Raw genomic sequence first — 25,697 nt, 5'->3', positions numbered from 1 at the left:
CGCTTCCTCGACGATGGCCGCATCGATCTCGACAACAACGCCGTCGAGCGCGCCATCCGGCCGCTTGCCCTGAACCGCAAGAATGCCCTGTTCGCAGGCTCCGACGAGGGCGGCGACAACTGGGCGGTGATCGCCACGCTCATCGAGAACTGCAAACTCAACGGCATCAACCCGCATACCTGGCTGACCGCAACGCTCACCAGCCTCGCCAATGGCCACCCAGTATCGCGCGTCGACGAGCTCCTGCCGCACGCCCACGTGGCTTGAAAACACCGCTTACCCATAACTCGTTGCCAAGTAGCGGAAACCTAGGCCCGCAGCTGCTACCTGCGAACGGTCCAACTCTCAGGTAACAGGGCAGCCCAAATGAAATAGCGGCCGACCTGCGGCCGTCGGATCAACTGACCTCTTATATGGCAACCGACGCCCCCGGACGGATGCTCACGCCAGACGATGGATGGGCCCCCTCGACAGCTTAGCCGATCTCTTCTCCCGCCGCTCGTGCCCGCTCTACTATGGTTGCCGCCGCCTTCGGAACCAGCCTGATCGCAGCCAGCAGAAGAGCGAAACCGATAGGTGTGATCCACAGGGTTGTCAGCACGCCCTTCGACAGATCGCCATCGTTCCTCGCCGAGACATACCCTGCGAGATATGGCCCGAGAGCCAGTCCCACCAGCGTAGTGGCCAGAAAGAAGGTTGCCGTAGCCGTCCCCCTCATTCTTGGCAGGACAAGAGACTGGCTGGTTGCGGCCGCGGCACCGAGAGCAGAAGCGGCAAGAGCGCCAACGACTACGTTCAAAAGGATAAACAGCGTCCAGCTGGATGTCGTATATTGAAGAACAGCAAGGGGTATCGGACTCAACAAGCCGAATAAGATCACCCAGACACGGCCGGAAGGTGTGCGCTGCAAAAGCGTGTCCGCCATGCGACCGCCGAGGATCACGCCAAGAAAGCCCCCCACGGCGCCACCTCCACCCAGAAAGAACCCAAGTTCGGATTTGGAAATCGCCGCGAACGTCCGTTCGGCATAGGGGGCACCCCAATAGGAGGCCGAATAGGCCATAAATGCCACCGTTCCATATCCTAGAATTGTGCACAGGAAGGCTGGGGAGCCCCAAGTGAGCGCAAACGTCGGATAATCACGCACGCGAAGTGCGCTAGCCCAGCAGAAAACCGCATAATAGCCAACTGCGAGCAATAGCCACTGGTCTGTAATCGGGATCAAGGCTACGCCGAGTGAGCTTCCAATCCCGGCGACAATCACCCCTTCACCAGACGCAAGCAGCTCGGTGATGAGATGCGCTGCGAACAGCGCCCCACACAGCACAACGACATTGAGCAGAAGGCTTTTCCAACCCCGTGCGGCGGCTCCGAAGAAGGTGAAGCCCGGAATGATCGTGTACAGTTCCTGGACAAAACCGCGGAACGGATGCGGATCTTCGGGTGTCGTGAGCCCATCGATCGCCCCACGCACAGGCTCCCGGAGTGTTGCGACCCAAACAGCCAGCAGCAGCCCCGGCAATCCAACAGCGATGAAGGCCGCCTGCCATCCTACGAGCCCGAACATCGGATCGCCTGCCGGGAAAAGCTTCTTCCAGCCGTCAACTATGACGCCGCCAATCGCTAAAGAAACTCCGCCGCCGATGTAGAGGCCGGAACTGTAGATGGCGAGGGCTGTTGCCCGTAGCCTTGCCGGAAACCAGTCGGAAATCAGAGAATAGGCAGAGGGGCTCGCCGTGGCTTCGCCTACCCCGACACCGATCCGGGCCACGGAAAGAGTTCCGGCGTCGCGCGCAAAGCCGGAGAATGCGGTCATGGCCGACCAAAGAGCCAGCCCGAGGGTCATCAATCGCACGCGTTTCCAGCTGTCCGCCAGACGCCCGAGCGGAATGCCGAACAAGGCGTAGAAAATCGCGAAGGCGGTACCATAGAGGAACCCGAGATAGGCATCATCGACGCCAAGATCGGCCTTGATGTCATTCGCCAGGATCGAGAGGATCTGGCGATCAATGAAATTCAGCACATAAACCAGCACCAGAACGCTGAGAGCGTACCAGCTATAGGCAGGTACTGGCGCGTCCTCGCGGCTCACGGCCGTGCCTGCTTCCTCGTTCAAGAATGATCCCCTGTTTCGTGTGCTAGCGGTCCGCAGGTGCGGCGCCATGTTCTAGGCATTGTATCTGGTGCTATCGATTATGCCTGCTTCAGCAAAACCCTTTTTCCGCAAGCGACATGAATCGCACAGGCCGCAGGCCATACCTTCAGGTGTGGGGTCGTAGCACGACCAGCTCCACACCGGATCAAGCTCAAGCCGGGCACATTCGCAGGCAATATCGGCCTTGGTCATGTGCTGAAGAGGCGCATGGATCGTGAATGGTGCGCCCTCAACCCCTGCCTTGGTGCCGAGCCGCGCCGTCTCGGCAAAGCTCGCAATGAATTCCGGCCGGCAATCGGGATAGCCCGAATAATCGAGTGCATTCACGCCGATGAACACATCGTGCGCGCCAGCCGCTTCCGCGCACGCTGTCGTCAGCGCGAGAAACACGAGATTGCGTGCCGGGACATAGGTTATCGGAATGTTCTCGCCTAAGCCGTCCTTCGGAACATCGATCGCATCGGTAAGCGCAGAACCGCCAAACGCTCTCAGATCAAGCTTGATCTCGGTGTGGTTGGCAACGTCCAACTGTTTTGCGATTCGCCTTGCAGATTCCAGTTCGAGCCGGTGCCGTTGCCCATAGTCCACGCTCAAGGCATGGACCGCGAAACCCTGTTCCTTGGCCAGGGCGGCCGTGACCATTGAATCAAGGCCGCCCGAAAGCAGCACGACTGCGATCGGCGCTGGCGAGAGAGGGTAAGCGGCGTTCATGGCGCGCCCCTATCACGACCGCAGCCAAAGGCAATCATCAGCCATCAACACGAACCGGTGCGACGCGCCTCTGCCTGAAACTGGAAGGGTAGTCCGGCATGGATGCCCTGCGTTTCCAGTTGCACCAGCGCCGCCGTTTCACGGCGAATGCTGGTTCTTCCGTATCCATTGCCCGGACAGGTATATTGCACCGATACTCTGGATACGCCGTCTTCGACAATGAACTGGCTGCATCCGGTCTCGTCGTGCTTGATCTGGATCAGTTCCTGCCCCGAGCGCACGCAGATCTTGCGATCAGGCGAGCCGTCGCGATACTTGATCGTCCACTCGCCTTTGGCCAAGGTACCCAGCATCGCGAGCCCGGCGCCTTGCGCAAGGCCCGGAACTGCAAGCCATGTGAAGCCTGCAGCCAGCAGTAAGCACAAGCTGATCGTCCGGAAATGGCTGATAGAAGCCTGCATAGCGAATACCTTCATGCCCGCATTTTTGCGGGTTGGCTTGGAAAATTTGGCACAGTGCTGCTGCACAGGCCGATGTTTTCGACCAGCTTCTAAACGGCCAACTCAAACAGCCGCGAACAGAAGGCGCAGTCGACCACGATTATGCCATCAGGGTTGCGCATTGCCTGCTGTTCATCTGGCGGGAAGCGCCCGATAATCGAAGTGTAATGCTCGGCGCTGCATCGGCAACCACGGGTTAGTACGGCACCTGCCTGCACGCGCACCTCGTCCTCTTCGTGGAACAGGCGCCAGGCTATTGCTTCGAGCGACAATGCCGGGTCGAGCAACTCCTCGTGACTGATCGAACCAGCCATGATTGCGACGTGTTCCCAGTCGGGATGATCCATTCGCACATGGAGCCGTTCGCGACCTTCCTCGCCATCGGCGAGATGTTGCACCAATAGTCCGGCAGCCGCGTGGCCCTTGGCCCCCGCGCGGCTCGCTACTCTGATCAGTGTGGGTATCTGCTCAGACTGGCTGAAGTAAGTCTCGCAGGCTTCTGCAAGGCAATCTCCCTCGAGCGGAACAATACCCTGATAACGCTGGCGGCCTTCGGTTTCGAAGGTGATCGCGAGATACCCTTCCCCGAATAATGCCTTGAGCGACGGATTGGCGCCGAGTGAAGCGAGCCGCTCGCCGTCGAAATCGGCATAGCCGCGCACCGCACCAGCGCGATAATCGCAGACCAGCAGGTTGACGATCCCGCCACTGGTCTGGGCCTGCATGGTCATCTGCGCCTGCTCCCCCTTCAGCAGCCCGCCCATCAACGCGCCCAGCACCAGGGCCTCGCCTAGCAGGTGAGCGATAGGCGCGGGATAATCGTGCGCCGAAAGGACTTCCTCAAGCACGTTCTCAAGCCTGACGACGCGCCCCCGTGCGCTGCGTCCGGGCAAGGTGAGCCCCATGAGTCGGTCGGCAAAGGTTTCGTTTATGTCAGCCATGCGCGGCCATATGGGGACTGTTCATGTCGGGCGGAAGGCCCAGCCGCAAGCAGGCGGTTGACCGGCTCAGGATCCCAGCAGGCCCAAGCTCCACAACAGCACTGATTTCTGGGCGTGGATGCGGTTCTCCGCCTCGTCGAAAACCACCGATTGCGGGCCTTCGAAAACGTTCTCGCTGACTTCCTCGCCAACATGGGCGGGAAGGCAATGGAGGAAAATCGCGTCGGCCTTGGCCTCGGCCATCAGAGCGGCATTAACCTGATACGGCGCCATTGCCGCCCGCTTCGCCGCTCCATCCGCCTGCCCCATCGAAATCCACGTGTCGGTAACGATTACATCGGCGCCGCGCGCAGCAGCACTGGCGTCCTGCGTCAGCGTGACCTGCGCTCCCCCGTTCCGGGCGAGCGCGACGAAAGATGGATCAGGCTCATAACCGGCTGGCGTGGCGATCCGGACGTTGAACTTGAACAGCCCTGCCGCCTCCAGAATCGAATGCAGCACATTGTTGCCATCCCCGAACCAGGCGATCTCCAGTCCCGGCAGGGCCTTTCCATGTTCGATCATGGTCAGCAGGTCAGCGACGATCTGGCATGGGTGCGACCTGTCGGTCAGCCCGTTGATCACCGGCACCGTGGCGTGGTGCGCCATTTCCTCGATCTTGGCGTGATCGTCGGTCCGGAGCATGATGCCATCCACCATCCGGCTCAGCACGCGCGCAGTATCCGCGATACTCTCTCCGCGTCCCAGCTGGCTCGAGCCTGAATCGAGGATCAGCACGCTGCCCCCAAGCTGTCGCATGGCGATGTCGAAGCTGACGCGGGTGCGGGTCGAATTCTTCTCGAACACCAGTGCCAGCACGCGGCCCGCGAGCGGGGCATCTGCATCCGCCGCGCCCCTGGGAAGCCCGGTGCGCGCGGCCTTGCGGTCGATCGCATCATTGATCATCGCTGCGATATCGTCGGCCCCGGCATCCCCGAGATCGAGGAAATGGCGAATCGGCGTGGTTGCGCCGGTCATGCGGGTTCGGTCACCTTGAAGCTCGCTGCGCCGGCTGAGAGCTTGTCGAAGAACTCGTCAATCTCGGCGTCGCCGATCACCAGTGGCGGGATAATCCGGATGGTGTTGTCGCCCGCTGCCACGGTCAGAAGCTGATGATTATCGCGCAGGTGGACGAAGAACGGGCGGCTTTCGACCTTCATCTTGAGGCCGAGCATCAATCCCATACCGCGCACCAGTTCGAACAGTTCGGGATAGTTGCCGATGAACTGTTCGAAACCCTTGCGCAGGCGCTCCCCCTTCTCGCGCACCTGGCTGAGGAATTCGTCGTTCGCGACCGCTTCCATCACGGCCGTTCCCGCCGCCATCGCCAGAGGGTTGCCGCCATAGGTCGATCCGTGGGTGCCGAAGGTCATGCCGCGCGCGGCCTTTTCCGTGGCGATGCAGGCACCCAGCGGAAAACCGCCACCGATGCCCTTGGCGGTCGCAAGAATATCAGGCTCGATCCCGTATTGCTCATACGCATAGAGCGTGCCGGTGCGCGCCACCCCGCATTGCACCTCATCAAGCGCCAGCATCAGGTCGTGCTCATCAGCCAGCGCGCGCAATCCGGACATGAATTCCTGCGAGGCCGGACGAATGCCGCCTTCGCCCTGAATCGGTTCCACCAGAAAGCCCGCCGTGTGCGGGCCAATCAATGCTCTGGCGGCCTCAAGATCGTCGAACGGCGCGTATTTGAACCCGTCGAGCAGCGGCGAGAAGCCATGATGCATCTTGGTCTGGTTGGACGCGCTGATGGTTGCCATCGTGCGGCCGTGGAAGGCGTTGTGGAAGGTTATCAGCTCAAACCGGCTGGCATCGCCCGCATCACCCGCATTCTGGTGGTAGGCGCGTGCACACTTGATCGCCGTCTCGACCGCCTCGGCCCCGGAATTGGTGAAGAATACCGTATCCCCAAAGGTATGATCGACGAGCATCTGCGCCAGCTTTTCGCCCTGCGGGCTGCCGTAGAGGTTGGAAACATGCATCAGCGTCCCGGCCTGCCGCTGGATTGCCCCGATCAGGCCTTCGTGCGAATGGCCGAGCAGGTTGACCGCGATTCCGCTGGCGAAATCAAGATAACGTGTGCCGTCTTCGTCGATCAGATGACAGTGCTCGCCGCGCACTGGCCGCACGCCGCAACGCGGATAGACGGGCATGAGCGGGGTGATCGACATCGGCAATTTCCTGAATGGTGAGCGGGTAGAGCCAAAAGCAAATGGCGGCCCCGAACCAGAGCCGCCATCTGCAATCCGATAATCTTACCTGCTTCCGGCGTCAAACCGGGGCAACCGGAAGACTTTGTCAGTCCTCGACCGGAATGAGGTTAACCGCGGAATGCTTGCCCCGCCGGTCGACTTCGAGATCGAATTCGTAACGTTCGCCTTCGTTGATGGCAGAAAGGCCTGACCGTTCTACCGCACTGATGTGGACGAAGGCATCGGGCTGGCCATCATCGCGAACGAGGAAGCCGAAGCCCTTCATCGCATTGAAGAACTTGACCGTTCCCTTGGTTCGCTCACCGGTCAGCTCGCGCTGCGGCGCTGCCGGTTTTTCCGGCGCTGCGATCACATCGCCGACGATCTGGAGATCCTGCGCCGACACCTTGCCGCCGCGATCGACCAGATTGAACTGCAGCTCCTGTCCTTCGGCCAGACCTTCCAGGCCAGCACGTTCGACCGCGCTGATGTGCACGAAAACGTCCTCGCCCCCGCCTTCCTGCTGGACAAAGCCAAAGCCCTTCTGGCTGTTGAAGAACTTGACGATTCCTTTGCCGGTACCGACCACCTGCGCGGGCATCCGGGTGAAACCGCCGCCGCCGGCACCGCCACCAGGGCCGCCTGGGCCACGCGGGCCGCCGCCACCGGGAGCGCCGCGCGGCGCACCGCCGCCGCCGCCAAAGCGATCACCGCCGCCGCCGAAACGATCGCCGCCGCCGAATTCACGCGGAGGCGAAAAACCGTCATTCCCGCCGCCGAACGGATCGAAACCATCTTCGCCGAAACCGTCGCGCTTGTCGCGGCCGCGCCGGCGTCCCCTATCGTAACCCATAAATCAGAACGTACCTTGCCACACTGCCCGTCCTCCAGTGTGCCGGTGGCGTGGACAGTGAGCCGCACCGGACACAGACGCTCCGAGCTTAATGAACTGGAGCGCACTTTCCGTCCTACCCATAGCGCACAACGAGTTGCTTTGCGAACGATTTTACAGGGATGCATCGGCAATCGCAAAAGCCTGGGCAATTTAGCGGGCCGGGAATGCTTGTGCGTTCCGTCACTCTTGGGCATGAAACCGCGGTAGACTAGACCCCGCAAAGCAGGAACTGGACATGAGCGGATTCCGCAAACTCACCGAAAATATATCGGTAAGCCCGCAACTTGCGCTGGAGGATGTCGCGGCTGCGGCGGCCTCGGGCGTTGCGGTGATCGTGAATAATCGGCCTGACGGCGAAGACCCGGGCGCACCGCAGGGTGACGAGATCGGCGCAGCTGCGGCGGCGGCCGGGCTCAATTATGTTGAAATCCCGATTGGCCATGCGGGCTTCAGCGAACCGCAGGTGGATGCCATGATCGCCGCGCTGGAACAGGCTGAAGGCCCGATTCTCGCCTATTGCCGATCGGGCACCCGTTCGACCTTCCTGTGGGCGCTGGCCGAGGCCAAGCAGGGCGGTGATCCTGACGAGATCGCCCGCACGGCGATGCAGGCCGGCTATGACATCAGCCCGATCCGGCCGATGATCGACATGCTTGCCAGTCGATAGAGCGCACCAATGGCGCTCAATCCGCTGCTGCTGCAATTCGGCGGCTCGCTGATAGCGATTCTTGCGCTTGCCGGGCTGGCGCGATGGCTCGGACTGGGCGGGACGCCCCGACTTGCGACTGACGCGGATGTGCATCGCGTTGCCGCAGAGGTGGCTGACGGTTTCGCGCCAGTCGCGATAGACCTCGATCGCGAGGGCCAGGCTGCCATTGCACGCGATGCCGAAGGGCGCATCATGCTGATCAAGCGCCATGGCAATCGTTTTGCCGGGCGCATTCTTGGCCCCGCTGCGCAAGCGCGGTTATTGACCAACCTTGGCCCGGAAGCGCTCGTGGTCGATTGTGGCGAAGCGCGATTCGGTACGGTGTCGCTCGACCTTCCTGCTGCCGAGGCTTGGGCCGAGGCAATCAATCGGCTAGACGAGCCCCACCATGCCTGATTTCTCGCCCACCGAATATGCCGTGCCGCTGTTTGTCGTGGCAGTGCTGGCCGAAATGGTCTGGGCCAGGCTGCGCGCACCCGAAGCTTACGAACCGCAAGACACCCTCGTCAGCCTCGCCTTCGGGCTCGGTTCAACTGTCGCGGGCGCGTTGCTCGGCGGGTTCGCGGTTGCGGCGTTCCTTGCCGCCTACGAATACCGCCTTTTCGATTTCGGCCCGGATGGCAACAGCGCATGGTGGGCCGTGTGGTGGGCGTGGCCGGTCTGCTTCGTGCTCGACGACCTCAAATATTATTGGGTCCACCGCGCCGGGCATCGCATCCGCTGGATGTGGGCGGCCCACGTGAACCACCATTCGAGCCAGCATTACAATCTCTCGACTGCCCTTCGGCAGACGTGGACCGGCATGTTCACCTTCGGGTTTCTGTTCGCCGTCCCGCTGGTGCTGCTGGGCTTCCATCCGGCGATGATTGCGATCTGTGGCGGTTTTAACCTCATTTACCAGTTCTGGATCCATACCGAAGCGATCAAGCGCATGCCGCGCTGGTTCGAGGCGGTGATGAACACGCCCAGCCATCACCGCGTCCATCACGCCACCAATCCGCGCTATCTGGACCGCAACTATGCGGGCGTGTTCATCATCTGGGACCGGATGTTCGGCACTTTCGAGGCCGAGCGCGACGATGAGGCGATTCGTTACGGCATCATCAAGCAGCTCGGCAGTTTCAACCTGTTATGGGCGGTGTTCCATGAATGGATCGGGATGATCGCCGATATCTGGCGCGCGCCGTGGCGACACAAGCTGTCCTACCTTTTGCGCGAACCCGGCTGGAGCCACGATGGTAGCCGCGAAACTTCGGACATGATCCGCGCAAGGTGGCAGGCGCGCACCGGCGCACAGGATGCGACCAGCGGCATGTCAGTGGCGGATCGAAACCGGATTGCAGCAGGCCACGAAGCTGCCTAGTCTCCCCCCAAAGGGAGAGAACATGGAAAGCTTCGACTACATCGTCATCGGCGGTGGCAGTGCCGGCAGCGCAGTTGCCGGTCGCCTTGCGGTTGATGGCACCCGCCGGGTCTGCCTGCTCGAAGCGGGCGGGCGCAACGACAATGTCTGGATCAAGACCCCGGGCTTCATGCCCTTCATCCCGGAAAAGTCGAACTACCGGTACGACACAGTGCCGCAGAAAGGCTTGAACGGGCGCACCGGATATCAGCCGCGCGGGCGCGGGCTGGGCGGCTCCTCGGCAATCAACGCAATGGTCTATATCCGCGGTAACCGCTGGGATTACGACAACTGGGCTGCATCGGGTTGTGCCGGCTGGGCCTATGACGATGTGCTGCCCTACTTCAAGCGCGCCGAGGCGAACGAACGCGGCGGCGATGAGTGGCACGGCGCGGGTGGCCCGTTATTCGTATCCGATCAGACCGCGGCGAATCCTGCCAGCCATGCGTTTGTCGAGGCAGCGGCAGAACTGCAATTGCGCACCAACGCCGATTTCAACGGCGCGCAGCAGGAGGGTTTCGGGCTCTATCAGGTCACCCAGCGCAAAGGCGAGCGTTGGTCGGCGGCGCGCGCCTATGTCGAGCCGATCCGCGAGCAGGGCAATTTCACGGTGCGCACCGAATGCCTCGTCGAGAAGCTGATCATCGAATCCGGGCGTGTCACCGGCGTCCAGATGCGGCGCGGCGGCAAGACTGAAACCCTGATCGCCCGGCGCGGGGTGGTGCTTTCCGCCGGCGCATTCAATTCCCCGCAGATCCTGATGCTTTCCGGCATCGGTCCGGCCGATCACCTGAAAGCGCACGGGATCAATGTCGTCCTCGACAGGCCCGCAGTTGGCGGCAACCTGCAGGATCATATCGACTATGTCTCCGGCTGGGAGACGACCAGCGACGTGCCGATCGGCAGCACTCTGAAGGGGAGCTTGCGGATGGTTGCCGCGATGATCGAACATCGGCGCAAGCGCAGCGGGGTAATGACCACGCCCTATGCAGAGGCGGGGGGATTCTGGACGGTAATGCCCGATAGCCCGGCACCTGACGTGCAGTGGCATTTCGTGCCCGCCGTGCTGGAGGATCACGGGCGCGAGAAGGTCAAGGCGCATGGGTTCTCGCTCCATGCCTGCGTGCTGCGTCCGGAAAGCCGCGGGACAGTGCGGCTCGGCTCGGCCGATGCGGCCTCGGCGCCGGTGATCGATCCCAATTTCCTCGATGATGAGCGCGACATCGCGGTGCTGCGCGGCGGTGTGCGGCTGTCGCACCGGATTGCCGATGCCCCCGCGCTGCAGGCCTTCGGCCCCAGGGATCGCCATGCCGTCGATCTTGATGATGATGCCGCGCTGGATGCTTTGATCCGCACTCGCGCCGACACGGTCTATCACCCGGTCGGTACCTGCCGCATGGGGAGCGATGCCGAAGCGGTGGTCGATCCGTCGCTGCGCCTGCGGGGGCTGGAAGGCCTGTGGGTCGCCGATGCCAGCGTGATGCCCAAGATTGTCAGCGGCAACACCAATGCCCCCAGCATCATGATCGGCGAGCGGTGCGCGGATTTCGTGATGGCAGCCGAGCGGGGATAATTCCTAACCTCACTGAATAGCCCAAACTGCCCATAGGGCCGCAAGCGCGACCGCGCGCCCGAAAGGGTGGCCCGAAGGGCCGGGCCCCTGGAGGAAAGCCAAGCGCGCGGATGCGCGCGCCGGTGCTTGAGGCCAAACAAGTAAACGCCGAGGAGAACCCCGCGGAGACGGGATCGCAACAAAAAAAGGCCGGAGGGTTTTCACCACTCCGGCCATGTTCAGTTTGTTCGTTCGCAGGAGGAACAAGGTGAGGCGGGGGGAGAAGAGAGGGAGAGAGGCCTCCCCCCGCCAAACTGGGAATTCTTGCTGGTCGCATCGCGAAGGGCGAAAACCGTTGCCCACTGATTGCGCGATGCTCCCGTGTCTAGTTATAGGCGCGCTCCCCGTGTTCGGAGATGTCGAGCCCGTTGACTTCGGCTTCTTCATCGACCCTGAGGCCAATGATCGTCTTGACGATGAAGCCTGCAATCAGGGTGCCGATTCCGGCCCAGGCGATGGTGACGAGGACGCTGAAGGTCTGGATCCACAGCTGTTCGCCGAGCGGCGTCGAACCGTCGCCGGGGCCGCCGAGGAAGGGCTGGTAGACCACCGCCGTACCAATCGCGCCGACGATGCCGCCCACGCCGTGGATGCCGAAGGCGTCGAGCGAGTCGTCATAGCCGAACTTCGCCTTCACCTTGGCCACGAAGACGTAGCAGACCGCTGAAGCGATAATGCCGAGCAGGATCGCGCCAAACGGGCCGCTATTGCCCGCCGCCGGGGTGACAGCCACCAGACCGGCAATTACGCCCGAGCAGAAACCCAGCGCCGAACCCTTGTGGCCCGCAGCCCGCTCGATCACCATCCAGGTCAAGGCGCCGGCCGCCGTGGCGACGAAGGTGTTGATCATGGCGAGACCGGCAGAACCATCAGCTTCCAGCGCGGAACCGGCGTTGAACCCGAACCAGCCCACCCACAGCAAGCCGGTGCCGATCATCGTCATCACCAGGCTGTGCGGGGGCATCGGCTCCGATGGATAGCCGCGACGCTTGCCGAGCAGATAGGCCAGCACCAGACCGGAAATCCCGGCATTGATGTGCACCACGGTGCCGCCGGCGAAATCGAGCGCGCCGTCCTCGAACAGCAGACCGCCTCCAGCCCACACCATGTGTGCGATCGGGAAATAGACGATCGTCAGCCAGATCGGCACGAAGGCCATGACCGCGCTGAACTTCATCCGTTCCGCCGTTGCGCCAAGGATCAGCGCAGCGGTGATCGCGGCAAAGGTCATCTGGAAGCTGATGAAGACATATTTGCTGATGACTTCATCAGTGAAGGTCGCGGCCGTGCTGCTGGCATCAGTGCCGGACAGGAAGTAGCTGCCCCCGCTGACAAACAGTCCGAGCGTGCCTTCATAAGTGGTATCGCCAAACGCGAGGCTGTAACCCCACATCACCCATATCAGCATGGCGAGACAGGCGGTCGCGCCGATCTGCGTCATGGTCGACAGCATGTTCTTCGACCGGGTCAGACCGCCATAGAACAACGCGAGGCCGGGCAGGATCATCAGCATGACCAGCACGGTCGCCGTCATCATCCAGGCGTTGTTGCCGGGATTGGGAACGGCTTCGACTGCTTCGGTCACGACTTCAGCAGCTACAGCTACCGGCGCGGCGAGTCCGGGTGCGGCAAGCAGAACCGCTCCCATCGCCAGCGCCGCAGCATTGAGGAAAATACGCTTCATTGCTTGGCCCCTTTAAAGCGCGGTTTCGCCGGACTCGCCGGTGCGGATGCGGGTGGCGGACGCGAGGTCGAATACGAAAATCTTGCCATCACCGATCGCGCCGGTGCTGGCCGTTTGCTGAATGGCCTCGACCACCTGGACGGCGATGTCGTCGCTGGTGGCGATTTCAAGCTTCACCTTGGGGAGCATGTTGGTCGAATATTCGGCTCCGCGATAAATCTCGGTCTGACCCTTCTGGCGACCAAAGCCCTTGACTTCGGTCACGGTCATCCCGGCGATGCCGATGCCGCTCAAAGCTTCGCGCACAGTGTCGAGCTTGAACGGTTTAATGATGGCGATGATGAACTTCATCTGTGGCCCCTGTTGCACCGGATCATTCCGGCTGGACCGATTGTTGCAACGAGCGTGCCATATTTGCGCAACGCGGTTGCCGCAGCGATAATCCGGTGAGATTTCGCAATTGCGGAGAAATATCTGCCTAGGCTTTAATCAAATGATTAGAATTTAGGCAGCGTCGGCGCGTTGAGCGCAGCTCAGTCGCTCTCGCCGGAGATGTAACGATCGCTCGCCCGGGTCGGCAGGCCATCAATACTGCTGGTGCGCGCCGAGGTCTTGGTCTGCCATGTCTCGGGATCAGCCTGGCGGTGGTATTTCACCAGCGTTTCGCGCTCGGCCTCCAGCGTCATCAGCGGCACGCCCCAGCCGCAGCTGGTCTGCACGCTTTCGACCGCGATATCGAAGATCTGGCGCGTGCCGGGCAGCAGCGTGAAATGTGCAGCCAGTTCCTGCCACCCTGCATCCTGCGGCAGCACTGGTGTGCCCCGGCCATAGACCCTCAGAATCAGCGCGGGCTGGCGGAAATTGCAGAACATCAGCGTGATCCGGCCATCTGCCGCGAGATGGGCATGGGTCTCGTTCCCCGATCCGCCCAGATCCAGCCACGCCATGCGGCCCGGCCCCAGCACCCGCACCGCGTCATAGCCCTTGGGACTGAGATTGATCCGCCCTTCGGCGGCTGCAGTGGCGACAAAGAACACCGGCTGGGCCGCAATCATCGCCATGTGATCTTCGTTCAGGTTATCGAAGAATTCCGACATCGTCCGCGCTCAGAAAAAATTGCGCAAGGTGGCGATGAAGCGATCGAACTGGTCGTGGTGGAGCCAGTGGCCCGCCTTCTCGAACTCGATCACCTCAGCCGTCTTGAAATGGGCGATGCGTCCGTCCTTGGCCGGATTGGAGGCCCAGCTGTCTGCGCCATAGAGCAGCAGTGTCGGACAAGTGATTGCACCCCACAGCGCCTCGACGAATTCATCACCGATATCCTCCACCGGCCAGACGTTGAGGTGCGGGTCGAACTTCCAGCTATAGGTGCCGTCCTCGTTGCGATTGACCCCATTGACGGTGAGGTGGCGCGCCTGTTCCTCGGTGAGGTAGGCGTTCTCCTCGATCATCCGCGCAAAGGCTGCCTCGATGCTCTCGTATTTGCGCGGGGTCCGTCCCGCAGCCTTGCGCTTCTTCCCGATCCATTCGGCGAGACGTTCGGGGTAAGGCACGGCGCGCTGCTTCTCGCGCCATTCGGGCGAGGGTCCGAGGCCCTCGATCGCCACCAGCTTTGTCACCATGTCCGGAAAGGCACCCGCATAGCGCAGCGCCACATTGCCGCCCATCGAATGCGCCACCATCCGCACCGGCCCGACGCCGAGCTGGTGGACGAGCTGTGCGAGGTCATAGACCATGTCGGCGGCGGAATAGACGCCGTCCGACACCCAGTCGCTATCCCCGTGACCGCGGTGGTCCATTGCGATGACGTGGTAATCTTCGCGCAGCGCCTTGGCGGTCCAGTCCCACGACCGCGCATGATCGCGCCCGCCATGCACCAGCACCAGCGGCGGCTTTCCGCGCCCGCCCCAATCCTCGTAATTGAGGCGAAGGCGCTGCGAGATGAAGGTCTGCGAAGTGGGGCCGGTGTCGTGCATGGTCTGTGCCATGCCGCGAAGCCGGTTTTCCCGCAAGCCTACCGTTCCTCCCTCACCGCTCCTTCGTGGCCGAAAAGGTCAGCTCAGGGTTCTTTTCGACCTGATAACTCACGTCCCACGGGCTTTTGGCCATGAACACGAAGTCGCCATCGCGGTCGCGGGCGAGGTTGGCGCGGTTGAAGCTGGCGAATTCCTCCAGCGCCTTGGCATCGCCCTTGATCCAGCGCGCGGTGGCAAAGGGCGAAGGTTCGAGCGCGGCTTCGACCTTGTATTCCGCCTCCAGCCGCGAAATCAGCACCTCAAGCTGCAACTGGCCGACCACGCCGACGATGTGTTGCGCGCCGATGTCCGGGTAGAACACCTGAATCACGCCCTCTTCTGAAAGATCGTCGAGCGCCTTTCTCAGTTGCTTGGTCTTGGTCGGATCGCGCAATTGCACCCGGCGCAGAATTTCCGGCGCGAAATTGGGCAGGCCGGTAAAGCGCACCTGATTGCGTTCCGACAGAGTATCGCCCACCCGCAGCGTGCCGTGGTTCGGAATGCCGATGATGTCGCCCGCCTCAGCCGTGTCAGCGAGTTCACGGTCTTGTGCGAAGAACAGGATCGGCGAATGCACCGCAATTGGCTTGCCCAGCCCTGATGGCGTCAGCTTCATGCCGCGTTTGAAGGTGCCCGAGACCTGCCGCATGAAGGCAATGCGATCGCGGTGGTTGGGGTCCATGTTGGCCTGCACCTTGAAGATGAAGCCGGTGACCTCGTCGCGGTCCGGGCTGATCTGCTCTTCGCCCGCAGGCTGCGGACGGGGCGGCGGTGCGTAGCGAGCGATGGCGTCGATCAGCTCGGTGACGCCGAAGTTCTTGAGTGCGGATCCGAAATAGACCGGCGTCAGATCGCCGTGTCTGAAGGCCTCAAGGTCGAATTCGGGATAACCGCCGCGCGCCAGTTCGATCTCGTCGGCGAAGCGTTCGGGGATAGCAGCATCGGCATCGCGCTTGCCGAGGAATTCGCGGCTGGGGCCTTCGGGACGGCTGACGGTTTCGGTCGCGAAATCGAGGATACCCTCGAATTCCCCGCCCATGCCAATCGGCCACATCTGCGGGCTGACATCGAGCGCGAGCATATCGGCGACCTCGTCCAGCGTCTCGAACGGATCGCGCCCTTCGCGGTCGACCTTGTTGACGAAGGTGATGATCGGCACAGAACGCAAGCGGCACACTTCGAACAGCTTGCGGGTCTGCGGCTCGATGCCTTTTGCCGCGTCGATCACCATCACCGCCGAATCGACCGCGGTCAGCGTGCGGTAAGTGTCTTCCGAAAAATCCTCGTGCCCCGGCGTGTCGAGCAGATTGAAGGTGATCCCGTCGCGTTCAAACGTCATCACGCTCGACGTGACCGAGATCCCGCGCTGCTGTTCGATTTTCATCCAGTCGCTGCGCGCCCGCCGCGCTGCCCCGCGCGCCTTGACCTCGCCCGCAAGGTGAATCGCGCCGCCTTGCAGCAGCAGCTTTTCGGTAAGCGTGGTCTTGCCAGCGTCAGGGTGCGAGATGATCGCGAAGGTGCGGCGATTGGACATGGTGTTTTCCTGCTACGGCATCAGCCGCGCAACTCGGCCCCCAACTTGCCGGCGGCAGCGACGATCTTTTCAGCCAGCGTCTTCAGATCGGCATCCTTGAAGCTGGTCTCGCCCGGTTGCATCGTGACTTCGATGGCGACCGACTTCTTGCCTTCCGGCACGCCTGCGCCAGCGAAGACATCGAATACGCGAACGCTGCTGATCACGGCCTTGTCCGCACCCTGCACGGCGCGCACCAGATCGCCCGCCGCCAGCGTTTCCGGCACGAGGAAGGCGAAATCGCGGGTTACCGCCTGCAGCGCGGGCGGAGTGAAACCGGGGCGGGCGAAAGCGGCGCTCTTTTTCGCCGGGATGGCATCGAGGAACAGTTCGGCGGCAGCAATCGGCCCGTCGACGTCGAATGCCTTGAGCGTCGCCGGATGCACCATGCCGAACCGCGCCAGCACCACCTTGGGGCCGAGCCGCAAGGTGCCCGACTGGCCCGGATGGAACTGCGCGCCCGCGTCTCCCATCACCATCAGATTGGTGACTGGCGCCCCTGCTGCTTCGAGCAGTTCGAGCGCCAGCGCCTTGGCGTCATAGGCGTCAAACACCTTGGCCTTGCCCGACTGCCAGCCCCGCTCGGCCTTGTCGCCAGCGAGCACGGTGCCCAGCGTCGGCTTTTCGTCGCTGAGGCCATTGCCGCTGCGGAAATAGCGCCGCCCGATCTCGAACAGGCGGGTCGTATCCGCACCGCGATCTGCATCGCGCTTGGCCGCCATCAGCAGGCCCGGCAGCAGCGAGGGACGCATCGCCTTCATGTCCTCGCTGATCGGGTTGGCGAGCACCCACAGCGGCTGGTCGGACGCGAAATGCTCCGCCGCCCATTCGGGCAGGAAGGACCACGTCACCGCCTCATGCAAACCGCTCGCGGCGGCGGCACGGCGCAAGGACCGTTCGAGCTTCTGCTGCGGGGTCGCGGTCGGGCGAGCGACGCCCTCGGCGCGCGGCAGGGGGACACTCGCGACCTTGTCCAGCCCGTAGATGCGCACCACTTCCTCGACCAGATCGGCTGGGCCCTCGATGTCGAGGCGGCGCAGCGGACAGGTGATCTGCCAACCTTGGCCGACCGTGAAGCCGAGGCTTTCGAGGATGCTTTTCTGCTCCTCCTCGCCCACTTCCACCCCGCCGAGGCGGAGTGTCAGACCGGGATCGAACGCGATCACCTTGGCATTGCTCGGCGGCGAACCGGCGCGCACCGCTTCGCTGGCAGTGCCGCCTGCCAATTCGACGATCAGCCCGGTCAGCAGATCGAGGCCAGTGTCCAGAAATTCCGGATCGACACCGCGTTCAAACCGCGTGCGCGCGTCTGATGCCAGCCCCAGCTTGCGCCCGGTTGCGCCGATGCGTGCAGGATCGAAATAGGCGATTTCAAGCAAGACGTCCGTGGTCGTTTCCGACACACCCGAATCCTCGCCGCCCATGATCCCGGCGATGTCGTGAACCTGATTGTCGTCCGCGATCACGACCATTTCGGGGTCGAGCGTGTAGGTCTTCTCGTTGAGCGCCAGCACCTGCTCGCCATCCTTCGCGCGCCGTGCCACCACAGCGCCTTGCAGCTTGGCAAGGTCATAAACGTGCGCCGGTCGGCCAAAGCCGAGCATCAGGTAATTCGTCAGATCAACCAGCAGCGAGATCGACCGCTGGCCTGCACTCGTCAGCCGCTGTTGCAGCCAGTCGGGCGAAGCACCATTGGTCACGCCGGTAATCACGCGGCCATAGAACGCCGGGCAGCCTGCCGAATCATCAGTGCGTATTGCCACCGGACAGTCACCTGCCGCGCTAAACGCAGGCATGGCAATCGGCTTCAGCGTTCCCAGCCCCTTGGCCGCGAGATCGCGGGCGATGCCGTAGACCCCCATGCAATCGGGGCGGTTTGGCGTCACCGAAACTTCGATCACTGGCGATGCGCCGTGGTAATCGGCAAAGCTTGTGCCCACCGGCGCGTCATCGGGCAGTTCGATGATCCCGTCGTGATCCTCGCCCAGTTCCAGCTCGCGCACCGAACACATCATGCCGTTGGATTCGACCCCGCGAATCGCGCTCTTCTTCAGCACCATGCCATTGGCGGGCACGGTCGCGCCGGGCAGCCCCAGCACGCCCTTCATTCCCGCGCGGGCATTGGGCGCGCCGCACACGACCTGCAACGGATCACCCTCTCCGGTATCGACGGTGAGCACTTGCAACTTGTCGGCATCGGGATGGCGCGCGGCGGTCAGCACATGGGCCACGCGGAACCCTGCGAGCCGTTCCGCCGGGTCTTCGACGCCCTCGACCTCCAGCCCGATGGCGTTCAGCGCATCGCAGATTTCGGCCACGGTGGCGGTGGTCTCAAGGTGATCCTTGAGCCAGATGAGCGAGAACTTCATGCGCGCGCTCCCACACCGGCTGACAGTGTCGGCTGATCGAACGGGCTGAACCCGTAATGCGCCAGCCAGCGCGGGTCGCCATCGAAGAAGGCGCGCAGATCATTCATCCCGTATTTGAGCATCGCGATCCGGTCGATCCCGAGGCCGAAGGCAAAGCCCTGATATTCGTCCGGATCGATCCCGGCGAATTCGAGCACGCGGCAGTTCACCATCCCGCTGCCGCCCAGTTCCATCCACGCATGACCCGGCGCATCGCCATGCCCGCCGACGACCCTGCGGCCCCCTTCGGTGGAGTAACCCACATCGACCTCGACGCTGGGTTCGGTGAACGGGAAATAGGACGGCCGCAGGCGCAGCACGATATCCTCGCGCTCGAAGAAGGCCTTGAAAAAGGTTTCGAGCGTCCATTTCAGGTGGCCGAGGTGGATATCCTTGTCGACCACCAGCCCTTCGACCTGATGGAACATCGGCGTGTGGGTGGCATCGCTGTCCGACCGGTAGACCCGGCCCGGCGCGATCAGCCTGATCGGCGCGCCTTGCGCCAGCATCGAACGGATCTGCACCGGCGAGGTGTGCGTGCGCAGCAATATTTCACGACCCTCAGAGGTCTGATCGGGGAAATAGAACGTATCGTGCATCGCCCGCGCGGGGTGGGTTTCATCCATGTTGAGCGCGGTGAAATTGTGCCAGTCGTCATCGATCTCCGGCCCGGTGGCGACTGCAAAGCCGAGGTCGGCGAAGATTTCCGCCAGTTCATCCATCACCTGGCTCACCGGATGCACCGATCCCCTTGGCGCTGCTTGCGTGGGCAGGGTCAGGTCGATCGTCTCGCGCGCCAGCTGCGCTTCGAGCGCGGCGGTTTCGAGCGCCGCCTTCTTCGTCTCGATCGCATCGGCAATCTCGGCGCGCGCGCTCTGGATCGCGGGCGCGGCGGCAGTGCGTTCCTCCGGGTTCATTTGCCCAAGCGTCTTCAGGGCAAGGCTGACCCACCCCTTCTTGCCGAGCGCGGCAAGCCGCTGCTCCTCAAGCGCGTCGAGGCTGGCGGCATCGGCAATCGCGGCGAGCGCGGCCTGTTTCTGGGTATCAAGTTCGGTCATGACCTGTCGTATCGGGCTGGCGAATTGTGCGCGCGCGTCCGCTAGCGGCAAATCGCGGCTTTTGCAAAGCACCTGTGGCGCGGTGTGCCAGATGGCAGCCTAGGCAGGCTTGCCGCCCGCCGGACGATGAAGGCCCTGCATCGCTTCCCCGGCGATCGTCATCCGCGCGCGCGCAGCAGCGATCATGAAGGGCTTGTCGAGCCTCGCATAGGCGGACGGCGCCATCCCCATGAAGCGCCGGAAGTCGCGCACGAAATGCGACTGGTCATGATAGTGATAATCGAGCGTGCCGAGCCATTTGAGCGACGGATCGAGCATGAAGCGCGCAAGGCTGCGCAGGAACCGCTGGCGGCGGATTAGCAGCTTGGGCGAGAAACCGAAGGCGCGGCGCGACAGCCGTTCAAGCGAACGGATATTCATTCCCAGCCGGTCGACCAGTTCGGCGACCGAGACCAGCTGGGGATCGAGCAGCGCTGCTGTCAATGCCGTGATCGCCGGATCGACGGGCTGGGCCGCGGCAAACACGGCGGCCATGTGGGTCTCGATCAGCGCAAGTTCGCTGGCATAGTCGCTGTCGCTGGCTACCAGCGCGCGGAACAATGGGGCAGCGCTGCAATTCGCCCGGCCCGATCACCGAATGCGCCTCGGTCTGTGAAAGAAACCGCAAGTTGCCCCATTCCGGGTGGAGATAGTCCTCCAGCCACAACTCGCGCGGGGAGCAGACCGCATCGGTGCAGTAATAGGTCGTGACAAACGGCCGCAGCGGCTCTGCCGGCAGGGCAAAGCGCAAATTCACCGAACTGCCTGAAGCGGCGTGCATGGGCCGCTGGTTCCCCCCCCCCCCCCTGAAACGCGGTCGTTTCCTTACAATGCCCCGTTTACCGGCCCGCTTACAATCCCCCGTTCAGGTGATGGGGGGAGAATTTCATGTTTCGTCGTGCAAAAGCCGCCACTGCCGTCGCGGTTCTGATGATGGCAGCCAACCCGGCTCACGCCGCGAAGGACGATAATGAGCCCGAGCTTGTCCGCTGCGAGCAAACTATCGGTTCGATCGCACTGGTCGATGGCGAACAGGCGGGATGGGCCGAGTGGGGGCTTGGCTCACCGCGCGCGCTGATCAATACGCTGGCGGTGGAATCGGGCTGCTTTACGGTCGACAACCCCAATGATCAGGTTCCCGCTCGCTTTCTGGTGACCGCGCTGGCCGGAACTGCCGAAGAGGTCGACCAGAGCCTTGAACTGGCCAAGGGCGCGGCGACCGAGGCCCTGCTGCGGAGCGGCGCGGCAGGCTCGCTGCTTGGCGGGGTGCCGGGCGGCGGCGCACTGCTGGGGATGTTCGGCGGGCTGGGCGGCAAGAACAAGACCGTGGCGGCGGGGCTGCGCGTGATCAGCCCGGCCAATGGTCTGACCGTTGCGGCCGGGCAGGGCGTGGTCAAGAAGTCGTCGATCGATTTTGGCAATGCCTCCTATGGCTGGGCCGGGGCCGCTGCCGATGCCTCGGGCTATCAGGGCAGCGAGAACGGCAAGATGCTGACCGAGGCCTTTGTCCTCGCCTTCAACCAGATCGTCGGCCAGCGTGAACTGATGCTCGGTGCGGCCGAGGCGGCAGGCGTCGCCGGTGACGAGCCCGATGCTGTCGCCGCCGTCGCCACGGTGATGCGCGATGCGCCTTCGGCGGCGGGCAAGGCGGTGCGCAATCTCAGGGCTGGCACGCAATTATCCCCCACCGGCAAGCGCGATGGCCTGTTTATCGAAGTGCAGGACAATTTCGGGACGACCGGCTGGGTCTCGGTCGAGGATCTGCAATAGCGCCGGCAACTGCGGGTCGGATGGCCTGATCCGCCCTGGTCAGCTGTGATCCAGTGGCGGGTCAAGGGTCTGGGCTGCGCTCCCCCACACCCGCGCGCGCGCCTCCATAAAGGAAGCAAGGATGGGGTGGTCGAGCGCGGCATATTCACTCGGGTTCATGGTCATGAACTCGCGGAACTCGCGGGTGAACTGGGCCTGATCGTGATAGTGATCATCCATCGCCTCGGTCCAGCGGCTGCCGCGGTGGAGCATGAAGCTGGTCAGGCTGCGCATGAACCGCTGGCGCCGCATCAGCAGCTTGGGCGAGAACCCGAAATACCGCATGCACACCCGCTCCAGCGTGCGGATGCTCATCGCGCAGGCATCGGCCAGATCATGCACCGAGGCATGCTCCGACGCCACCAGCGCGCCGTGAACGCGCTGGATGCGCGCATCGTCGCGGGTCGGGCGCATCAGCCGGGCCATGGCGGCGACCAGCGCGGCATATTGCTCCTCGATCCCGGCTTCGGGATCGCACAGGGTGTCGCTCAGCCCGGCAAAGCGCGCGAAGGCGGGATGCGCCGCGCCGTCACACACGAGATTGGCGCAGGCACCGGCGTCCTCGCCAAAGAAGCGCGTCCAGCCGAGCGGCAGGAATCCTATCCCCCACATGCGCACCGGGCCGATGGTAAAGTGGCAGGGCAGCGAGCTTGGCCCGGTGCCGACGAATTGCGCACCTGTAACGCGTTGCTCGCCGATCGCGGCCTCCGGGGTGCCGCCGCAGAAGAAGCGGATATTGGCCCATTCGGGCTGAAGCTGATCGTGCACCACCATGCCCGGCTGGTCCATATCGAGCGAGACGTGATAGAAGCTCGTGAAGCAGCCTTCGAACATGATGGGCGGTTCGCGGAATTCCGCGGCAAGCCGGTATGGCAAAGGCGCAGAAGCGGCGCCCACAGCGCTGTGATGTCGCTCATCCCCCATGCTTGTCACTCTGGCGCAAGTGGCGCGATTCTACAAGTTTTCTGACGAATTCCTACAAATCCGACGAAACAAGGCGAGCCCCGCAGGGCCCGCCTTGTTTCGTGTTTCCGGCCTCGGCGTGGCCCAAGGCTTATGCCGGCAGGGCCGCTTTCGCCTGCTGGATCACCGCCTTGAAGGCGCCGCCTTCATTCATGGCGAGATCGGCCATGGCCTTGCGGTCGAGCTCGATGCCCGCCAGCTTGATGCCGTGCATGAACTGCGAATAGGTCAGGCCTTCCGTGCGAACGGCGGCGTTGATGCGCTGGATCCACAATCCGCGGAAGGTGCGCTTTTTGATCTTGCGGTCGCGGTAGGCGTACTGGCCGGCCTTTTCGACCGCCTGACGGGCGACGCGGATGGTGTTCTTGCGGCGGCCGCGATAGCCCTTGGCTTGTTCGAGCAACCGCTTGTGCTTGGCGCGGGTGGTAACACCGCGTTTGATGCGTGGCATATCAGTATATCCTTATCTTGAGATCGCGGGGCCGATGGCCGCCCGCATCAATCGAGGCCGTAAGGCGCCCACTTCTTGATCGTCGGCGTATCATGGGCCGACAGCACAGAAGTGCCGCGATTCTGGCGGATATACTTCGCATTGTGGCTGATCAGGCGGTGACGCTTGCCAGCGACGCCGTGCTTGACCTTGCCGGTGGCGGTGATTTTGAAGCGTTTCTTCACACCGCTCTTGGTCTTCAGCTTGGGCATTTTCATCTCCTGGGTGAGACACGTCGGAACCGGCCATGGCAGCCCTTGTCGCCAGGCTGGCTGATTGATTCGTGTCAGTGAAGTGCGCGCGAATAACGAAATCCGCCCGCTTTGCAAGCAAAGGCTGCGCCGCGCCCCGCCCCGCATATTCACAAAGCGCGCCCGTTTCCTGTCTGTTGGAGACACATGTTACACTGTCCAGAAACAGAAAAGTGGCCCCCGCCAGCCCACTCGCCGGCCCGGCGGGCAGCAAGGGCCGCAGGTTCGCGCCATGGAGATGAAGACGCATCGTCATCGCACCAGACTGGCAGCGCCTGCCCTAGTAGGAAAGCCCCGCGTGGGCGCAGCGTAGCGGCGGCAGGGCCGCACCGGGCTGACGGGTGGCAGCTAACGGGAAACGTCCCGAACGGGACCAATGGCCGGGATCGGGTGGTGACCTGCCCTTTTCGTCATCCCAGCGAAAGCTAGGATCGCTGGCGGTCAGTTGATCTGCTCGAAAAGGTCACCCCATTCAGGGTTGCTCTTTTCAATCTGCTCGATCTTTCATGCGCGCTTCCATGCCTTCATCGCTTTTTCTCGGGCGATGGCGTCCGCGATCTCGGCATGAGGCTCCGCGTAGAGCAGTCGGTCAAGGCCATAACGACGGCAGAAGGCGGAACCCTTGCCTTGCTTGTGTTGCAAGATCCGGGCGGGCAGGTCGGCGGTGACGCCGATATACAGAACGCCGCCGCGTTTGTTGGTCATGATGTAGACCCAGCCGCCGATTGCCGTGAGCTAGCACGAGGGCGAGAGCGATCCCAGCTTTCGCTGGGATGACGGTAAAGTCCGTTCCGGGGTCGATTGCTGAACGGCAGCAATTTTTCAGGACCGGGGCAAAGCTGCCAAGCCGCTTCCGGGATCGAGCCGGGGCGTCGTTTATGGCCGCTCGTGGGTGGATTCCGGAATGTCTGCTTAGCGAACCGCCCGTCACGCCTCCAGCCAAGCTCTGACCCTGTCAAAGTTCCCAGCTTCCATGTCTGCAGCATCGATCGAGACATAGACTGGCCCAAGGTCGCCACAGATCCACCCAGTCGCTGCGTCTGAGGCAAGCTGGAACAGCAGGATGTGCCCTTTTTTCAGCGGATCGCCATAGACCGTGTCGATTTGCCCGCCGAGCTTGTGGGGCTTGTCGCATCCGAGATTTCGCAACCGTGGCTCGAGATTGGCCACCGTTCAGCGCTTGGCCGCGCGTGAGCAGGACTGCCACCCGCACGGCGCCGCCGCATCCTCGCCCGGGCCGGTCAGGGCGCGCGGCTACCCACGCTCCGCCTGGTCTGCGGGTTCGCGAGCGGCGCCGCAGGCCGGGCAAACACAACGCGGCCCGTGGGTTGGCACTCTCTTAGAGCCATGAGGTCAGGAGCGGCCGGTGCGGCCGTTCTGCCGTTGCGGCCGCTGTCGGAGCCGACGACGATTTGCGATCAAAGCGTCAGCCACCAGCAGTACTGGCAATCGCTGCAAACAGCGCCAGCGCCCCGCCGCCCAGACCAACCAAGGTCCAAAACCTGAGATCGGTGCTGGGGCCGCCGATGGCCGTGCCCGGGGGGGGACCGTCAAACATGGTCGCCGCCCATGGCGCCAGAGGCCGGGCCGCTTCGGCCGATGGCGTCGCTGCCGCGCGGAACTGTCCCAGCCTGTCGAAATGGTCGGCAAGAAGGTAATATGCCGTCACCCGGTGGGGCGAGGTGGAGTCGCTCATCCGCTGGCCAACTGCGGCGATGGCGGAGTCGAGCGCGGCGTCAGGATCGGTCAGGCCGAGCGTCTTCTTGCAGAAACTTTCGCGCACGCGGCGCGTCTCGGCCGGATTGCCGAACGACACGAGCGACGCGTCGCGGGTTTTGAGCGCTACCATAGAATGGTGCACGATCCCGGCGATCGCGCCGTTATCGGCACTGGGAACATACCGCTTGACGTCATCCGCCCAGTCGATGGCAGGGGCTTCATTGGACATATAGACCTTCCTTGCTCCGGTCAGGAGCCTATTGTTGCCGATCCCGGCGCTGTTCTAACAGAGGTTGGGTGCAAGCCCAAATTTTTCTCGCACCTCCACCTTGCTTCTGTATCGCCATCCGGTCGAACTGTAGAAAGGGCGCAGATGTTCGCGAATGTCCGACAGGTCAACGAACCGGTCGACCGAGCGCAGCAGGTGATCCGCCGGCACATGCCGCTCCAGGTTGAAGCTGTAGAACGGCGCCTCCTGCGCCACCGTCCGTTCGCCCATCATCCGATCATCTCCGCTTGCTGGCAGAGA

26 protein-coding genes and 2 pseudogenes are annotated in these 25,697 nt (G+C 63.0%); 6 read left to right on the top strand and 22 right to left on the bottom strand.

What is annotated here, in order from left to right:
- The coding region (locus BUA05_RS08385) for a transposase domain-containing protein (protein ID WP_143150279.1) at positions 1–267 on the top strand (267 nt) is incomplete at its 5' end.
- A 208-nt stretch (positions 268–475) separates the two neighbouring features.
- On the opposite strand, the gene BUA05_RS08380 is transcribed toward BUA05_RS08385, so the two are convergent.
- The 7 genes from BUA05_RS08380 to BUA05_RS15025 form a co-directional block, all read right to left on the bottom strand.
- Entirely contained in the window at positions 476–2,116 is a 1,641-nt protein-coding gene (locus BUA05_RS08380; protein WP_072674230.1) for an MFS transporter, read from the bottom strand.
- 51 nt (positions 2,117–2,167) lie between these two features.
- Entirely contained in the window at positions 2,168–2,866 is a 699-nt protein-coding gene (gene queC / locus BUA05_RS08375; protein ID WP_072674201.1) for a 7-cyano-7-deazaguanine synthase QueC, read from the bottom strand.
- Between the two features lie 44 nt (positions 2,867–2,910).
- A complete protein-coding gene (locus tag BUA05_RS08370) occupies positions 2,911–3,342 on the bottom strand; it encodes a hypothetical protein (protein WP_245790137.1) in 432 nt (143 codons plus the stop codon).
- 74 nt (positions 3,343–3,416) lie between these two features.
- The gene (hslO, locus tag BUA05_RS08365; RefSeq protein ID WP_072674200.1) at positions 3,417–4,307 is read right to left on the bottom strand and encodes an Hsp33 family molecular chaperone HslO; all 891 of its coding nucleotides are present in this window, start codon (positions 4,305–4,307) and stop codon (positions 3,417–3,419) included.
- A gap of 66 nt (positions 4,308–4,373) precedes the next feature.
- Entirely contained in the window at positions 4,374–5,324 is a 951-nt protein-coding gene (gene argF / locus BUA05_RS08360; protein ID WP_072674199.1) for an ornithine carbamoyltransferase, read from the bottom strand.
- Complete coding sequence (locus BUA05_RS08355; protein ID WP_072674198.1) at positions 5,321–6,520, bottom strand: aspartate aminotransferase family protein; 1,200 nt, start codon at positions 6,518–6,520, stop codon at positions 5,321–5,323. The genes argF and BUA05_RS08355 overlap by 4 nt, the downstream gene beginning before the upstream one ends.
- 127 nt (positions 6,521–6,647) lie before the next feature.
- Positions 6,648–7,394 (bottom strand): cold-shock protein, encoded by a 747-nt coding sequence (locus tag BUA05_RS15025; protein ID WP_072674197.1) that lies wholly within the window; start codon positions 7,392–7,394, stop codon positions 6,648–6,650.
- Between the two features lie 277 nt (positions 7,395–7,671).
- Between BUA05_RS15025 and BUA05_RS08345 the strand changes: the two genes are divergently transcribed.
- Genes BUA05_RS08345 through BUA05_RS08330 form a run of 4 tightly spaced genes read left to right on the top strand, consistent with a single transcriptional unit; the run spans position 7,672 to position 11,120 of the window.
- On the top strand, positions 7,672–8,103 hold the full coding sequence (locus tag BUA05_RS08345) for a TIGR01244 family sulfur transferase (RefSeq protein WP_072674196.1): 432 nt from the start codon (positions 7,672–7,674) through the stop codon (positions 8,101–8,103).
- Between the two features lie 9 nt (positions 8,104–8,112).
- Positions 8,113–8,541: a hypothetical protein gene (locus BUA05_RS08340; RefSeq protein ID WP_072674195.1), complete on the top strand. Its 429-nt coding sequence runs from the start codon at positions 8,113–8,115 to the stop codon at positions 8,539–8,541.
- Positions 8,534–9,508, top strand: a complete 975-nt coding sequence (locus BUA05_RS08335) for a sterol desaturase family protein (RefSeq protein ID WP_072674194.1) — start codon at positions 8,534–8,536, stop codon at positions 9,506–9,508. Before BUA05_RS08340 ends, BUA05_RS08335 begins: the two co-directional genes overlap by 8 nt.
- 22 nt (positions 9,509–9,530) lie before the next feature.
- Positions 9,531–11,120 carry a GMC family oxidoreductase gene (locus tag BUA05_RS08330; RefSeq protein ID WP_072674193.1) on the top strand — a complete coding sequence of 530 codons (1,590 nt, stop codon included), beginning with the start codon at positions 9,531–9,533 and terminating at the stop codon, positions 11,118–11,120.
- Positions 11,121–11,484: 364 nt separating this feature from the next.
- Here BUA05_RS08330 and BUA05_RS08325 read toward each other — a convergent pair whose 3' ends face one another.
- The 8 genes from BUA05_RS08325 to BUA05_RS08290 all read right to left on the bottom strand — a co-directional run bounded on the left by BUA05_RS08325 (position 11,485) and on the right by BUA05_RS08290 (position 20,497).
- Positions 11,485–12,843, bottom strand: a complete 1,359-nt coding sequence (locus tag BUA05_RS08325) for an ammonium transporter (protein WP_086616531.1) — start codon at positions 12,841–12,843, stop codon at positions 11,485–11,487.
- Positions 12,844–12,855: 12 nt separating this feature from the next.
- Entirely contained in the window at positions 12,856–13,194 is a 339-nt protein-coding gene (locus BUA05_RS08320) for a P-II family nitrogen regulator (protein ID WP_072674192.1), read from the bottom strand.
- 182 nt (positions 13,195–13,376) lie between these two features.
- Positions 13,377–13,940 carry a pyridoxamine 5'-phosphate oxidase family protein gene (locus BUA05_RS08315; RefSeq protein ID WP_072674191.1) on the bottom strand — a complete coding sequence of 188 codons (564 nt, stop codon included), beginning with the start codon at positions 13,938–13,940 and terminating at the stop codon, positions 13,377–13,379.
- 9 nt (positions 13,941–13,949) lie between these two features.
- Positions 13,950–14,819, bottom strand: coding sequence for an alpha/beta fold hydrolase (locus BUA05_RS08310; protein ID WP_072674227.1), 870 nt, complete (start codon positions 14,817–14,819; stop codon positions 13,950–13,952).
- A gap of 52 nt (positions 14,820–14,871) precedes the next feature.
- Positions 14,872–16,392, bottom strand: coding sequence for a peptide chain release factor 3 (locus BUA05_RS08305; RefSeq protein WP_072674190.1), 1,521 nt, complete (start codon positions 16,390–16,392; stop codon positions 14,872–14,874).
- A gap of 20 nt (positions 16,393–16,412) precedes the next feature.
- Positions 16,413–18,800 (bottom strand): phenylalanine--tRNA ligase subunit beta, encoded by a 2,388-nt coding sequence (gene pheT / locus BUA05_RS08300; RefSeq protein WP_072674189.1) that lies wholly within the window; start codon positions 18,798–18,800, stop codon positions 16,413–16,415.
- Positions 18,797–19,897 carry a phenylalanine--tRNA ligase subunit alpha gene (pheS, locus tag BUA05_RS08295; RefSeq protein WP_072674188.1) on the bottom strand — a complete coding sequence of 367 codons (1,101 nt, stop codon included), beginning with the start codon at positions 19,895–19,897 and terminating at the stop codon, positions 18,797–18,799. The genes pheT and pheS overlap by 4 nt, the downstream gene beginning before the upstream one ends.
- Positions 19,898–19,996: 99 nt before the next feature.
- Positions 19,997–20,497: a helix-turn-helix domain-containing protein gene (locus BUA05_RS08290; RefSeq protein ID WP_072674187.1), complete on the bottom strand. Its 501-nt coding sequence runs from the start codon at positions 20,495–20,497 to the stop codon at positions 19,997–19,999.
- A 327-nt stretch (positions 20,498–20,824) separates the two neighbouring features.
- Here BUA05_RS08290 and BUA05_RS08285 point away from each other — a divergent pair, with 327 nt between their 5' ends.
- A complete protein-coding gene (locus BUA05_RS08285) occupies positions 20,825–21,706 on the top strand; it encodes an SH3 domain-containing protein (protein ID WP_072674186.1) in 882 nt (293 codons plus the stop codon).
- Positions 21,707–21,745: 39 nt separating this feature from the next.
- Here BUA05_RS08285 and BUA05_RS08280 read toward each other — a convergent pair whose 3' ends face one another.
- The 7 genes and pseudogenes from BUA05_RS08280 to BUA05_RS08250 form a co-directional block, all read right to left on the bottom strand.
- A complete protein-coding gene (locus BUA05_RS08280; protein WP_245790136.1) occupies positions 21,746–22,579 on the bottom strand; it encodes a helix-turn-helix domain-containing protein in 834 nt (277 codons plus the stop codon).
- A 220-nt stretch (positions 22,580–22,799) separates the two neighbouring features.
- Positions 22,800–23,159 carry a 50S ribosomal protein L20 gene (gene rplT, locus BUA05_RS08275; protein WP_072674184.1) on the bottom strand — a complete coding sequence of 120 codons (360 nt, stop codon included), beginning with the start codon at positions 23,157–23,159 and terminating at the stop codon, positions 22,800–22,802.
- A 47-nt stretch (positions 23,160–23,206) separates the two neighbouring features.
- Positions 23,207–23,410 carry a 50S ribosomal protein L35 gene (rpmI, locus tag BUA05_RS08270; RefSeq protein ID WP_054119415.1) on the bottom strand — a complete coding sequence of 68 codons (204 nt, stop codon included), beginning with the start codon at positions 23,408–23,410 and terminating at the stop codon, positions 23,207–23,209.
- 546 nt (positions 23,411–23,956) lie between these two features.
- A pseudogene (locus BUA05_RS08265) lies at positions 23,957–24,175 on the bottom strand (GIY-YIG nuclease family protein); the annotation flags it as partial.
- Between the two features lie 201 nt (positions 24,176–24,376).
- Entirely contained in the window at positions 24,377–24,619 is a 243-nt protein-coding gene (locus BUA05_RS08260) for a DUF1963 domain-containing protein (RefSeq protein WP_084662539.1), read from the bottom strand.
- 256 nt (positions 24,620–24,875) lie between these two features.
- Positions 24,876–25,397 (bottom strand): DUF2853 family protein, encoded by a 522-nt coding sequence (locus BUA05_RS08255; protein WP_072674182.1) that lies wholly within the window; start codon positions 25,395–25,397, stop codon positions 24,876–24,878.
- 117 nt (positions 25,398–25,514) lie between these two features.
- Positions 25,515–25,670: pseudogene (locus BUA05_RS08250) on the bottom strand (transposase); the annotation flags it as partial.
- Positions 25,671–25,697: the final 27 nt, after the last annotated feature.

This window comes from Erythrobacter sanguineus (assembly GCF_900143235.1).
Lineage (GTDB): Bacteria > Pseudomonadota > Alphaproteobacteria > Sphingomonadales > Sphingomonadaceae > Erythrobacter > Erythrobacter sanguineus.
This window is presented reverse-complemented; position numbering and strand designations above follow the sequence as displayed.

Coding starts and splice junctions, on each gene's coding strand:
- argF (WP_072674199.1), bottom strand. CDS start 5,324: ATGACCGGCGCAACCACGCCGATTCGCCATTTCCTCGATCTCGGGGAT.
- BUA05_RS15025 (WP_072674197.1), bottom strand. CDS start 7,394: ATGGGTTACGATAGGGGACGCCGGCGCGGCCGCGACAAGCGCGACGGT.
- rpmI (WP_054119415.1), bottom strand. CDS start 23,410: ATGCCCAAGCTGAAGACCAAGAGCGGTGTGAAGAAACGCTTCAAAATC.
- hslO (WP_072674200.1), bottom strand. CDS start 4,307: ATGGCTGACATAAACGAAACCTTTGCCGACCGACTCATGGGGCTCACC.
- BUA05_RS08370 (WP_245790137.1), bottom strand. CDS start 3,342: ATGAAGGTATTCGCTATGCAGGCTTCTATCAGCCATTTCCGGACGATC.
- BUA05_RS08330 (WP_072674193.1), top strand. CDS start 9,531: ATGGAAAGCTTCGACTACATCGTCATCGGCGGTGGCAGTGCCGGCAGC.
- BUA05_RS08315 (WP_072674191.1), bottom strand. CDS start 13,940: ATGTCGGAATTCTTCGATAACCTGAACGAAGATCACATGGCGATGATT.
- pheS (WP_072674188.1), bottom strand. CDS start 19,897: ATGACCGAACTTGATACCCAGAAACAGGCCGCGCTCGCCGCGATTGCC.
- queC (WP_072674201.1), bottom strand. CDS start 2,866: ATGAACGCCGCTTACCCTCTCTCGCCAGCGCCGATCGCAGTCGTGCTG.
- BUA05_RS08305 (WP_072674190.1), bottom strand. CDS start 16,392: ATGTCCAATCGCCGCACCTTCGCGATCATCTCGCACCCTGACGCTGGC.
- BUA05_RS08285 (WP_072674186.1), top strand. CDS start 20,825: ATGTTTCGTCGTGCAAAAGCCGCCACTGCCGTCGCGGTTCTGATGATG.
- BUA05_RS08335 (WP_072674194.1), top strand. CDS start 8,534: ATGCCTGATTTCTCGCCCACCGAATATGCCGTGCCGCTGTTTGTCGTG.
- pheT (WP_072674189.1), bottom strand. CDS start 18,800: ATGAAGTTCTCGCTCATCTGGCTCAAGGATCACCTTGAGACCACCGCC.
- rplT (WP_072674184.1), bottom strand. CDS start 23,159: ATGCCACGCATCAAACGCGGTGTTACCACCCGCGCCAAGCACAAGCGG.
- BUA05_RS08345 (WP_072674196.1), top strand. CDS start 7,672: ATGAGCGGATTCCGCAAACTCACCGAAAATATATCGGTAAGCCCGCAA.
- BUA05_RS08280 (WP_245790136.1), bottom strand. CDS start 22,579: ATGTTCGAAGGCTGCTTCACGAGCTTCTATCACGTCTCGCTCGATATG.
- BUA05_RS08310 (WP_072674227.1), bottom strand. CDS start 14,819: ATGCACGACACCGGCCCCACTTCGCAGACCTTCATCTCGCAGCGCCTT.
- BUA05_RS08355 (WP_072674198.1), bottom strand. CDS start 6,520: ATGTCGATCACCCCGCTCATGCCCGTCTATCCGCGTTGCGGCGTGCGG.
- BUA05_RS08340 (WP_072674195.1), top strand. CDS start 8,113: ATGGCGCTCAATCCGCTGCTGCTGCAATTCGGCGGCTCGCTGATAGCG.
- BUA05_RS08255 (WP_072674182.1), bottom strand. CDS start 25,397: ATGTCCAATGAAGCCCCTGCCATCGACTGGGCGGATGACGTCAAGCGG.
- BUA05_RS08325 (WP_086616531.1), bottom strand. CDS start 12,843: ATGAAGCGTATTTTCCTCAATGCTGCGGCGCTGGCGATGGGAGCGGTT.
- BUA05_RS08320 (WP_072674192.1), bottom strand. CDS start 13,194: ATGAAGTTCATCATCGCCATCATTAAACCGTTCAAGCTCGACACTGTG.